The following is a 12,264-nucleotide window of genomic DNA, read 5'->3' as shown; positions in this document are numbered from 1 at the left end:
ATAAAGCAGGGCTGTATTTTGTGTTATAAAACAAAGGAGATATCTATGCTGCAAATAAGAAATCTAACTATTACCCACCTAAAAGACCTGAAGGAGCTGGTCAAAGATCTGACACTGACCATCAATCAAGGAGACAAGGTCGGTATTATCGGTGAGGAGGGCAATGGCAAGTCTACCCTACTCAAGCTCCTGCTAGACGAGCGACTGGTCAGTTCCTATGTCAGTTACAGCGGACAGATTGATAAGTCCTATACTGCTGCTGTTTACCTGCCCCAGCAACTGCCTTCAGAGGATGCCCAACTGACGCTCAATGACTATTTCTTTGCTGATTTTGATACAGAGCTGGACTATGCTAAGCTCTACCGCTATGCTGGGGAGCTCAACTTTGACAGCCAGCGCTTTGCCAGTCAGCAGCAGCTCTCTAGCCTATCTGGAGGAGAAAAACTCAAGGTCCAGCTCATCAAGAAATTAGCTAGTGATTGGGACATTCTCTTTCTTGACGAGCCCTCTAATGACCTCGATCTCGAAACTCTGACATGGCTGGAAAACTTTATCAGCCACAGCCAGAGAACGGTCCTTTTCGTCTCTCACGACGAGCACTTTCTCGCTCAAGCCGCGACCAAGATTGTTCATCTGGAGCGAATCAAAAAGAAGCAGGAGGCTAGAACCAGCGTCAAGAGTCTGGATTATGAAAATTACCGACATCAGCGTCAGGAGGCCTTTGAAAAACAAGGTCAACTGGCACGGAAAGAACGGGAAGAACACGCCAAGACCATGGAAAAACACCGACAAGTTAAGCAAAATGTTGAGAATGCCTTGAGAAATACCAAAAATGATGTCCAAGGCCGCCTACTAGCCAAGAAGATGAAAAACGTCCTCTCACAGGGCAAACGATTTGAAAAGGCAGGTTCTGAAATGACAGAAATTCCGACACAGGAAGATGCCATCAGCCTTCACTTCTCAGACATAGAAGCTCTGCCATTGACCAAAAGAATCCTAAAATTAGAAGGAATGAAACTAGAAGCAGATGGACGACAACTAGCGGAGAACCTAACTCTGGAGGTCTGCGGTCAGGAAAAAATAGGACTGATTGGTGCTAATGGTGCAGGCAAATCAACTTTGCTTAAGGAAATATGGAAGATCCTGCGTGAGCGGACAGACATGCGGGTCGGTTATATGCCCCAGCATTATGGCGACTTGCTGACTGATGAGAGCAGTCCTTTGGACTTTCTAGCTCCCTCTGGCGACAAGGCTCAGGAAGAGAAAATCCTGACGCATCTAGCCAGTCTCCAGTTCACGCGTGACGAAGCCCGTCACCCGATTGGGCAGCTTTCCGGTGGCCAAAAAGCCAAGCTCCTCCTGCTTAAACTAGTCTTAGACCGTCCCAATGTCCTCCTTCTGGACGAGCCAACCCGCAACTTCTCTCCCACCTCTCAGCCTCAGGTTCGCCAGCTTTTGGCGACCTATCCTGGCGCCATCATCGCTGTCTCCCACGACCGAATCTTTCTCAAAGAAGTCTGCCAGAAGATTTATAAACTGACAGAAACAGGGTTGAAAGAAGTTAAATTATAAGCAAAAAGAGTTGGAATTTCCAACTCTTTTTGCTTTGTTTAGCATCAATCTGTGAGATTTAATAAAGCTCTCCTTCTACTCCTGCGCCGTCTGCATTTGGTAATAAACACCTCTGGCTGCCATGAGCTCCTGGTGATTCCCATGTTCGACAATATTGCCATCTACCATGACGAGGATGATGTCCGCATTTTGAATAGTGGATAGGCGATGGGCAATGATGAAGCTAGTCCGTCCTACCATGAGCTTGCTGAAAGCCTCCTGAATCAAGACTTCTGTCCGGGTATCAATGGAGGAAGTCGCCTCATCTAAGATTAGGATTTTAGGAACCGAAAGGAAGACGCGCGCAATAGTCAAGAGCTGCCGCTGACCTTGAGACAGGGAGTCCCCAGCATCCGCCAGATAGGTATCATAGCCCTGAGGAAGCTGCTGGATAAAGAAATGCGCATTGGCCGCCTTGGCAGCTGCAATGACCTCTTCTCGGCTAGCATCTGGCCGACCAAAAGCTATGTTATCATGAATGGTCGCCGTCTTGAGCCAAGTCTCCTGCAGTACCATACCAAACTGCTGACGATAAGAGGCTCTAGTGTAATGACTGATGGGAACATCGTCTAGCGAAATAAGACCACTATCAACATTGTAAAAGCGCATGAGGAGATTGATCAGGGTTGACTTACCAGCACCAGTTGGCCCGACAATAGCCACCTTGCTAGCTGCTGGAATCCTTATATTCAAATCCTGAATCAGCTCTTTTCCAAGATTATAGCCAAAAGCCACATGCTCAAAGCTAATCTGTCCTTTGACATTTTCAGGATGAAGAATTTCCTGACCGGGCTCAGCTATTTCTTCTTGGTCCAAAACGCTGTAAATCCGCTCTGCACAAGCTAAAGCGCTCTGCAATTCCGACATGACCGACGATATATCATTGAAAGGCTTGGTGTACTGGTTGACGTAGTTGAGAAAAGTTACCAGCTGCCCAACCGTAAAACCTGTTCCCTGAATGATTCGGACAGCCCCAAAGCCTACAATCAAAGCATAGATCAAGGCATTGATAAAACGAGTCGAAGGATTGACTGTCGAAGAATAGAAAATAGCCGCCTGCGAATAGTCAGCATAGGTTTGATTACTGCGAGTAAAAGCTGTATCAAACTGATCCTGAGCATTAAATGCCTGAATCAAACTTTCCTGGGTCAAACTTTCCTCAATCAGCTGGGTCTGCGCTCCTCTTGCCTGCGTCTGACGTTGGAAAAAGCTAAAACTTTTTCTGGCAATAAAGCGCGCTAAAAAGAGAGAAAGGGGCGTCAAAAGCAGAACCAAAAGCAGGAGGAAAAAGTCCAATCTAGCCATGCTAATGATGGTCACTAAAATTGTCAGCAAACCCACAAAAAATTGATTGAAAACCATAAGTAGGCCATTGCTGAGCTGCTCCAAGTCTGTCGTCACCCGACTAACCAAATCGCCAGTTCCCTGCCGATCCAGATAGGCCAATGGCAGATAGTGTACTTTCTTGATAACGCCTTGACGGAGCTGCTGGCTGTAGCGATAAACCAACTGATTATAGAGTAAGGGATTGAGCCATTGAATCAGCGTATTGGCTAAGATTACCAACAGCATCTGCCCCAAAATCGGCATCAAATGCTGCTCTACTTGAGTAAGAAGAACGCTATCAACCGCATTCCCGATTAAAACTGGAAGAAGAACAGTTAGAGCCACTTGAGCCACCGTTCCCAGACTAGCTAAGAGAAAGAGCCAGCGCGCCTGCAGCAAATCTCGAGTCAAACGTCTCAAGCTGCTAGGTGATGTCTTATGCTTCATGCTTGTCCTCCTCTCCTTGACTATGCTGTGAGTGATGGATTTCTCGGTAAATGGCAGAGCTGATTAAGAGTTCCTCATGGCGACCAAGAGCCACCTGTTCTCCCTTATCTAGGACTAAAATTTGATCCGCTGAGCGCAAGCTATTGGTCCGCTGAGAGATCAAGACCAGACTGGTCTCTGTCAATTCATTCTTAATAGCCTGCAGGAGTCTTGCCTCTGTCAAATAGTCCAGAGCAGAGGTTGCATCATCTAAAACCAAGAAAGGCGCCCTCCGCAAGACAGCTCTGGCGATGGTTAAACGCTGACGCTGACCGCCAGAAAGATTCCGACCAAAGGCCTCTACAGTCGCATCCAAACCACCTTCCTTCTGGGAGACAAAGTCCGCCGCCTGAGCAATCTCTAAAGCCTGCCACAAGTCTGCATCTGTTGGCTTAGTTGACAATCCTAAAGTCAGATTGGAGCGAACAGTTCCTTGGAAAAGCTCCGCCTTCTGAGGCACCAGACTGATCCAGGACCGCCATTCTCTGAGATTTTTAGGACTGCGTCCTTGGGAAAAGATGGTCAACTGACCAGCAGCCACAGGATAAAGATGAGCCAGCAGCTGAACCAGAGTAGACTTCCCTGAACCTGTCCCACCAATAACACCTAAAGTCTGACCTCTTTTCAAATCAAAAGTCAGACCAGTCAAAGCAGGACTAGCCGCTTTGGGATAGGAAAAGCTGACCTGCTGGACTTTAATGGCTTGATCCGGCAGAGCTGTTTCCTGCACTAATTCCTGCAGGACATCTTCTTCTGCTTGCTCGAAGACCTGACTAATGCGGCCTGCACTGATGTAGCTTTGATTGAGTGAGTTGACCAGCATAGCCAGCTTGAGCAATTCCACCAAAATCTGCAATAAATAATTAACCAAGGCCACTAGCATCCCCTGAGTCAGTAAGCCCTTGCCGATAAAGTTATTCCCCTGCCAAATCACAGCAATCAGGGTACCATTGACTGTGAGAAAGGTCAGGGGGCTAATCAGACTAGCCAGAGCTCCCGTCCTGATTTGCCAGGTTTTATAGAGCTCATTGCGATTGCGAAAGGTCTGAACCTCGCGCTGGGTCTGACCGAAAGCTCGTATGACCCGCATGCCCTGCAGTTGCTCACGCGTCAAATTGACTAGTTGGTCTGTCAGTTGACGAATCTTAGCATATAGAGGATTCATCAGACGAGACATGAGGACGATAATAGCCGTTAAAATTGCCACCATGAGCAAGAACCACAAGGTAATGACCGGACTGATAGTAAAGGCCATGATGATGGAGCCAAAAACGATGATAGGCGCCCGCAGAAAGAGACGAAGGAATTGATTGATGCCCGTCTGAATCTGATAGGTGTCGCTCGTCAGCCGAGTCACCAAGCTAGAAGTCGTCAACTCATCCCGACTAGCCTTGGGCAGGCGCAGAATCTTTTGATAGAGGTCGCTTGTCATCTGACGAGTAAAGCCCACTGCCGCCTTTGACGAATAATATTGGGCCACCACCGCTACCACCACGCCCAGAGCTGCCAAGCCCATCAAAAGAAAAACCATCCAGTAGAGATGGGAGCTGTCGTGTCTAGGAATGGTCTCGTCCACAATCCCCGCAATCAAAATCGGAACTAACAGTTCAAAACTGGCCTCCAAAAGCTTGAACAAGGGCCCTAGCAAAGACTCCCTGATGTAGCCCTTGAAATATTTCAATAAATCTTTCATGCTGTCTACTTCTCCATTAAACTGTATTTATTTTACCATAATTTTCAAAGGGAAAAAAATATTCTCCTTCTGACCAGCAGAAAGAGAACATTGATATTAGACTTCTTGTAAGTTCTGGCTTATTTTCTTTAGACCTATATACAAAAATGGTGTTACAGCTAATAAAAAGCTGCCCAAAGCTATAAAAGTCCAGTCGAAGCCAAGATTATCAATCAGCCAGCCCGTCAGAGGGAAAATGACAATCATACTCAGGCTGAACATCATAGAATAGACACTAAGCATGGTCGCCCGCACTTCACTTGGAAACTGCTTTTGTAAATCATTGTCAAAAATCGGCTGGAAAAGAGCGTACAAGGCGTTGCTGATTAGATAAATCAAAATATAGATGATCGGCGTTCCAAAGTAGGACAATAGGTAGGTCACTCCAGTTAGAAAAACCACTGAAGGAAAGAGTTTCAAGGCTGAATGCTTCTTTCCAATCACACTCGCCAGATAGACCGCTAAGATATTCAAAGCACTGCCAAACAACATGACCGTCGAAATTTGCCAAGCTTTTAAGTCAGGCAATTGATTTTGATAATAAAAATAAAACATACACATCAGAGTTCCGATGATTTGGGACAGAATCATCCAGATAAAAAGGCTGGGATTTCTCTGCAACTCCTCTTTGACAGCCCAGATAATCTTTTTCATAGTCAGACGTTCCGCTTTCTCTGCTTTGACACTCGGCTCCTTCAGCATCCAAGTCAAGAAAAGAACGATGACAGAGGTGCTAATCATGATATAGTAGGTCAGATGCAATTGTCCGTGGACAAAAAATCCAGCCCAGACCGTTCCCAAAGATCGGGTCGCCTCGGCCACTCCAGACATGAAGCTGGAGATGGATAGGTAACGTTCCTTGAGTCCCGCCTCTACGGACGAATCATAGACCATAGCTGCGCTTGTCCCCGAATCAAAATTATAGGACCAAGCACTGATCATCATAGCCAGTGCATAGACCCAAAAGTTCCCCTGCCCGGCCAACATAAGAATCGAAGACACAATCCCAGCTATCCGGCTCAGATACAGATTAGTTTTATAGGAAAAGCGATCCGCCAACATCCCAGAAGGAATTTCACAAATGACGCTGGTCGCATGAAAAATACTTTCCAAAAGCCCAATTTGCCAAAGAGACATACCATTTTGACTTAGAAATAAAATCCAAAAACTAGTAATGCCTAGAAAGGCAAAAAATTCTACTCCGGCCATAAGGCCGATATTTTTCCGATAACTTCTTTTAAACATATTTTCTCCTTTAACAAGTGTTTCCCAATTTCTATCCTTTGTCACTTGTTAATCTGCTGGTTACATGACTCCTACCTCTTCTTTCTCTAAAATTCTATATTTGGATTATTTCATAGTTCATTGTTGAAAAAACGCCACACGGGCGTTTTTATTGATTTTAAGGTTTAATACGGTGCAGCATACGTGGGAATGGAATGGCTTCACGGATATGCTTGGTACCTGCGACAAAGGTTACCATACGCTCGATACCGATACCAAATCCACCGTGTGGAACAGATCCATACTTACGAAGATCCAAGTAGAATTCATATTCTGAAGTATCCATACCAAGCTCATTCATTTTAGCGACAAGAGCATCGTAGTCTTCCTCACGCATAGAGCCACCGATGATTTCTCCGTAGCCTTCTGGAGCAAGCAAGTCTGCACAGAGGACACGGTCTGAATTTCCAGGAACTGGCTTCATGTAGAAAGCTTTGATAGCTGCTGGGTAATTCACGACGAATGTTGGTACACCAAAGTAGTTTGAAATCCATGTTTCATGTGGTGACCCAAAGTCATCGCCATGTTCCAAATGCTCATAATCTGCATCTTCATCATTTTCATGAGCTTGCAAAAGATCAATCGCTTCATCATAAGTAACACGCTTGAAAGGCTCAGCAACGTAGCGCTTCAAGAGTTCTACATCACGTTCCAATGTTTCCAAAGCTTGAGGAGCACGGTCAAGAACACCTTGAATCAAGGCTTTAACATAAGCTTCCTGCAAGTCGAGTGACTCATCATGAGTAACAAAATTATACTCCGCATCCATCATCCAGAACTCTGTCAAGTGACGGCGAGTTTTTGATTTCTCTGCACGGAATACAGGTCCAAAGTCATAAACACGGCCCAGAGCCATAGCTCCCGCTTCGAGGTAAAGCTGACCAGATTGGCTCAAGTAAGCTGGAGTTCCAAAGTAGTCGGTTTCAAAGAGCTCAGTCGAATCCTCTGCCGCATTTCCTGACAAGATCGGGCTGTCAAACTTCATAAAGCCATTCTTGTCAAAGAATTCATAGGTAGCATAGATAATAGCATTACGGATTTGCATCATTGCCACTTGCTTACGAGAACGCAGCCACAAGTGACGGTTGTCCATGAGGAAGTCAGTCCCATGTTCTTTTGGCGTAATTGGATAGTCGTTAGACTCGCCGATGATTTCGATATCTGTAATGTCCAGCTCATAGCCAAATTTTGAACGCTCATCTTCCTTGACAATCCCTGTCACATATACAGACGTTTCTTGGCTCAAGCGTTTAATAGTATCAAACTTCTCAAGTCCTACTTCTTCGCCAAATTTCTCAATAAAGTTAGGTTTGAAGGCTACACCTTGGAAAAAGGCAGAACCATCACGCAACTGCAAGAAAGCGATTTTCCCTTTTCCTGACTTGTTGGCTACCCAAGCACCAATCGTTACTTCTTCACCGACATGATTTTTTACATCAATAATTGTTACATTTTTCTTCGACACGTTTTTTCTCTTTTCTATTTTTATTCTTTGTGGCAGACTACTTCGACATTATTTCCATCTGGGTCTAGGATAAAAGCTGCATAATAAGGCTGGTGATATTGGGGACGAATGCCTGGAGCACCATTATCTTGACCGCCCCTACTAGACCTGCTTGATAAAAAGCATCCACCTGCTCCCGCGTCTCAGCATTAAAAGCAAAATGAGTTGGATCCGATTCTCCTTGACCTAGCCAGAAATCACCAGCTGCCGCTGTTCGTGGCTCTGCAAAACTCACTGCTTGAGGTATCTCAAAGGCTATTTTATATCCCAAAGGAGCTAAGGTTTTCTGATAAAATAGCTTGCTAGCTTCCAAATTCTTTACTTTAATCTCAAAATGATCAATCATTCTTACTTCTCCATGAAATCCTTGAGGCGTTGAATCGCTTCTTTTAGTGTATCCATGTCAGTCGCATAGCTGAGGCGGACATTTTCTGGCGCACCAAATCCGTCCCCTGTCACCAAAGCAACTCCTACTTCTTCTAAAATCGCTGTGGTAAAGGCGGTCACATCGGTATAGCCTTTCATTTCCATCGCTTTTTTAACATTTGGGAAGAGATAGAAGGCTCCCTGAGGTTTGACAACCTCAAAGCCAGGCACTTGAGCCAGCAAAGGATAAATAGTATTCAGGCGTTCTTCAAAGGCCAATCTCATATTTTCGACCGTATCCTGACTGCCCGTCAAGGCTTCAATGGCCGCATATTGCGCCACTGCTGTTGGATTAGAAGTCGTTTGCCCTGCAACCTTGCTCATGGCTGAGATAATTTCAGGCTCACCTACTGCATAGCCAATCCGCCAGCCCGTCATAGAGTAGCTCTTGGAAACACCATTGATGACGACTGTTTGCTTGCGAATTTCCTCTGACAGACTGGAAATCGGCGTAAACTTATTGCCATTATAGACCAAACGACCATAAATATCGTCAGCCAAGATCAGGATATCATGCTCAACAGCCCAGTTTCCGATAGCTAGCAGCTCTTCTGCTGTATAAATCATACCAGTCGGATTGGACGGAGAGTTTAGAACTAAGACCTTGGTCTTCTTAGTACGGGCAGCCTCCAACTGGGCCACCGTCACCTTAAAGTTATTTTCCTCTGTCGCTTGAGCAAAAACAGGCTTTCCTTCAGCCATCAAGATCTGATCGGCATAGCTGACCCAATAAGGCGTCGGAATAATGACTTCATCTCCTGGATCAATCACGCTCATAAAGAAGGTGTAAAGAGAGAACTTAGCACCCGTTGCCACTATCACTTGATTAGGCTGAATCTCATAGCCATAATACTTGGCAAAATAGTCTACAACCGCTGCTTTCAGCTCAGGCAGGCCACTTGTTACCGTATAAAAACTGGCTCTGCCATCTTCAATCGCTGCAATCGCCGCTTGCTGAATATTCTTAGGCGTCGGAAAATCCGGTTCTCCCAAGGTCAAAGAAAGGATATCCCTGCCTTCAGCCTTCAAAGCTTTCGCTCTGGCTGCCGCTGCCAGAGTCACACTTTCTTCCATATTTAAAACACGATTGGATAATTTCATAGCCCCTCCTTGCTGAGCAATGTTTTGCTTTCAAATCCGATATTGTAATAAGTGCTTCCAGACTTAATTTCCCAAACAGGCTGACCGTCTAAGTAACCAAAAGTGGTCTTATCAATAGAGGTCGCTCCATTTTCCTTGGCCACCTGCTCTGCCTCTGCCTGACTCATCCCATCTTGCAAGTGATAGACATGGATTTTATTGGAATTTTTGGAAATCAGAACAGCTTCTTCCTCTTTTTTACTATTTGTCCCAATCAAGCTATAGTAGGACTCTTTGCCATTATAAATCGCAAAGCTTGTCAGACTTTCCAAATCTGCATATTCCTTAGCGATTTGTTGAGAACCTTCCTTGGCTGACTGCCAAGGCTCGATAGCAAAGTGCAAGATCGTAAAAAATGAAAAAACAAGCGCCGTGAGGACTAGGAAAAGCCCGATGGCATAGTGCCTTATAGGAAATTTAGCCCTTTCTTTAATTTTAGGTTTCACTGAATCATTATACTACAAATAGCCTGATTTTTCTAGGACTTTTATTACATTTGCATTTATTACTACTTATTGTTAAAATGTTGCTATGAAAATAACTGAAAACCTAGATAACGAGACTCTACTTGACCTCAAGACAATTATCGTTCTTCATAAGGCGGAGCGCACTATTCGAAATCTCGAAGCTCAAATTTTTAAAAAGCACAATTTGACGCCTACCCAATTTTCCGTTTTGGAAACCTTGTATAGCAAAGGAGAGTTGCGGATTCAAGATTTGATTGATAGCATGCTAGCTACTTCGGGAAATATGACGGTCGTTATCAAAAACATGGAGAGAGATGGCTGGATAAGTCGCAGCTGCAATCCCAATGACCGCCGCTCCTTTCTCATCCAACTAACCGACCAAGGCCAGAAAAAGATCGAGGCTGTCTTGCCAGAGCACATGGCCAATATCCGCCACATGACTGCCCACCTCTCCCAAAACGACAAAGAAGATTTGGTGCGGATTTTAAAAACTTTCAAAAAGCTGAGCTAAATTATTGCTAATTAGTGACAATTGTTGTAACATAAATAGTAACAAGGGGGAGACCTCTTAAAATAAGGATAAAATGGAGGACACATTTATGTCTAAAGTACTATTTATTGTCGGCTCACTTCGTCAAGGTTCATTCAATCATCAGTTGGCAGCACAAGCAGAAAAGGCTCTAGCTGGCAAAGCTGAGGTTTCCTATCTGGACTACAAGGATGTACCATTCTTCAACCAAGACCTCGAAAGTCCAGCTCCAGCTGCTGTTGCCAAGGTTCGTGAAGAAATCCTTGCAGCTGATGTTATCTGGATCTTCTCACCTGTCTACAACTGGGCCATCCCAGGCGTGGTGAAAAACTTGCTCGACTGGACTTCACGCGCACTTGATTTGTCAGATCCAAGCGGCCCTTCTGCCCTCAATGCCAAAGTGGTAACTGTTTCATCTGTTGCTAACGGCACTTCACCTGACGAGGTCTTCAAGCACTACCGTAGCCTCCTTCCATTTATTCGCATGAATGTGGTTGATCAATTTACTGGTGTCGGTATCAACCCAGAAGCTTGGGGAACTGGTCAATTAGTCCTTTCAGAAGACAAGCTTGCTGAGCTTTCTGCCCAAGCAGATGCCCTCCTAGCAGCTATCAACTAAGATAAAATAAAAACATGAAGCAAAATTTCCGAGAAATACTGCTTCATGTTTTTTTATTTTAAGATAATGGCTGCGACGATTGGACTGACAATTACATACATGATCCCTGTCACTCCGATTGCAAGACCTGCCATGGCTCCAGCAACATGTCCATATTTGAAAGCCGTTCCGGTACCAACTGCATGCCCCGTGCCACCTAAGGCCAAGCCAACTGCTACTGGATCCTTAATTTTCAGCAGTTTAAGAATAGTGGGTCCCATGACACTTGTCAAAATACCTGTCGCCACAACAACCACCAAGGTAACAGTTGTCAAGCCCTGCATTTTATCAGTAATTCCTACCGCCATCGCTGTTGTGACAGATTTTGGGAATAGGGAAATCGCTAAAAAGAAATCCATCCCAAAGAATTTTGCAAGCAGAGCCGTGAAAGTCGTATTGACCACTACAGCCACAAAGGTTCCTAGCAGGATACTGCGAGCGTGGTGCTTCATCAAGTGGAAGGTCTTATAAAGCGGAATCCCCAAAGCAACCGTTGACGGTACGATTAAATTGTTCAAATAAGCCCCACCGACATAGTAGTCCTTATAAGAAATTCCCGTTAATTTCAAAAAGGCAATGACCAAAATCGCTGCTAAAAGGAGAGGCGTTGTCAAAGGATGAGGAAATCTACGGAAAATCAGCATCCCAATGAGGTAGGCCAAAATGGACAAAGCGAGGCCAAATAGCGGGTTACTCCATAGATTAGACATGGTCTACCCCTCCTTCCTCATAATCGCCTTCAAAATGCTGCTTGATGAATTGTACGACAAGGGCAATGACGATCACATTTAAAACAATGGCACCAAGAATAATCAAGATAATCGGTAGCAGATAAGGAGCAATCACATGGAATTTATCCATAATACCAACCGCCGGCGGCAGAAAAAGAATGGTCATATTGGCTAACAGGAAGTTTCCGACCATACTGACGTGGCGGAGCCGCAATAACTTAAACTGCAAAGCAAGAAATAGCAAGATTAAGCCGATAATACTACCTGGAATGGGAAGATGGAAGACACTTGATATCCCCTCTCCAATGATGGAAATCGAGAAAATAATCATCAACTGGACATATAACTTCATGCAGAACCTCCGAAACTT

General features: G+C 44.9%; 11 protein-coding genes and 1 pseudogene. 3 read left to right on the top strand and 9 right to left on the bottom strand.

Annotated features, from left to right (window positions below; all coding sequences use genetic code 11):
* Positions 1–45: 45 nt before the first annotated feature.
* Positions 46–1,572, top strand: coding sequence for an ATP-binding cassette domain-containing protein (locus tag D8790_RS04450; RefSeq protein ID WP_125387716.1), 1,527 nt, complete (start codon positions 46–48; stop codon positions 1,570–1,572).
* 75 nt (positions 1,573–1,647) lie between these two features.
* Here the strand turns inward: D8790_RS04450 and D8790_RS04445 are convergent, their stop codons facing one another.
* The 7 genes and pseudogenes from D8790_RS04445 to D8790_RS04415 all read right to left on the bottom strand — a co-directional run bounded on the left by D8790_RS04445 (position 1,648) and on the right by D8790_RS04415 (position 9,955).
* Positions 1,648–3,384, bottom strand: coding sequence for an ABC transporter ATP-binding protein (locus D8790_RS04445; protein ID WP_125387715.1), 1,737 nt, complete (start codon positions 3,382–3,384; stop codon positions 1,648–1,650).
* The gene (locus tag D8790_RS04440) at positions 3,374–5,116 is read right to left on the bottom strand and encodes an ABC transporter ATP-binding protein (protein WP_125387714.1); all 1,743 of its coding nucleotides are present in this window, start codon (positions 5,114–5,116) and stop codon (positions 3,374–3,376) included. The genes D8790_RS04445 and D8790_RS04440 overlap by 11 nt, the downstream gene beginning before the upstream one ends.
* A 96-nt stretch (positions 5,117–5,212) precedes the next feature.
* The gene (locus D8790_RS04435; RefSeq protein ID WP_125387713.1) at positions 5,213–6,400 is read right to left on the bottom strand and encodes an MFS transporter; all 1,188 of its coding nucleotides are present in this window, start codon (positions 6,398–6,400) and stop codon (positions 5,213–5,215) included.
* A gap of 157 nt (positions 6,401–6,557) precedes the next feature.
* Entirely contained in the window at positions 6,558–7,904 is a 1,347-nt protein-coding gene (gene asnS / locus D8790_RS04430) for an asparagine--tRNA ligase (protein ID WP_125387712.1), read from the bottom strand.
* Between the two features lie 20 nt (positions 7,905–7,924).
* Positions 7,925–8,289 (bottom strand): annotated as a pseudogene (locus D8790_RS04425) (VOC family protein).
* 2 nt (positions 8,290–8,291) lie between these two features.
* Entirely contained in the window at positions 8,292–9,470 is a 1,179-nt protein-coding gene (locus D8790_RS04420; protein ID WP_125387711.1) for a pyridoxal phosphate-dependent aminotransferase, read from the bottom strand.
* The gene (locus tag D8790_RS04415) at positions 9,467–9,955 is read right to left on the bottom strand and encodes a cell wall elongation regulator TseB-like domain-containing protein (RefSeq protein ID WP_125387710.1); all 489 of its coding nucleotides are present in this window, start codon (positions 9,953–9,955) and stop codon (positions 9,467–9,469) included. Before D8790_RS04415 ends, D8790_RS04420 begins: the two co-directional genes overlap by 4 nt.
* A gap of 85 nt (positions 9,956–10,040) precedes the next feature.
* Here D8790_RS04415 and D8790_RS04410 point away from each other — a divergent pair, with 85 nt between their 5' ends.
* Together D8790_RS04410 and D8790_RS04405 are read left to right on the top strand one after the other, a co-directional pair.
* Positions 10,041–10,487, top strand: coding sequence for a MarR family winged helix-turn-helix transcriptional regulator (locus D8790_RS04410; protein WP_125387709.1), 447 nt, complete (start codon positions 10,041–10,043; stop codon positions 10,485–10,487).
* Between the two features lie 88 nt (positions 10,488–10,575).
* Complete coding sequence (locus D8790_RS04405) at positions 10,576–11,124, top strand: NADPH-dependent FMN reductase (protein ID WP_125387708.1); 549 nt, start codon at positions 10,576–10,578, stop codon at positions 11,122–11,124.
* Between the two features lie 53 nt (positions 11,125–11,177).
* Here the strand turns inward: D8790_RS04405 and D8790_RS04400 are convergent, their stop codons facing one another.
* Positions 11,178–11,873, bottom strand: a complete 696-nt coding sequence (locus tag D8790_RS04400) for an LrgB family protein (RefSeq protein ID WP_061422692.1) — start codon at positions 11,871–11,873, stop codon at positions 11,178–11,180.
* Complete coding sequence (locus tag D8790_RS04395) at positions 11,866–12,246, bottom strand: CidA/LrgA family protein (protein WP_125387707.1); 381 nt, start codon at positions 12,244–12,246, stop codon at positions 11,866–11,868. Before D8790_RS04395 ends, D8790_RS04400 begins: the two co-directional genes overlap by 8 nt.
* Between the last annotated feature and the right edge of the window lie 18 nt (positions 12,247–12,264).

It is taken from the genome of Streptococcus cristatus, from assembly GCF_003943535.1.
GTDB lineage: Bacteria > Bacillota > Bacilli > Lactobacillales > Streptococcaceae > Streptococcus > Streptococcus cristatus_L.
The sequence above is the reverse complement of the archived record's forward strand: the minus strand, read 5'-3'. Positions and strand labels throughout refer to the sequence as shown.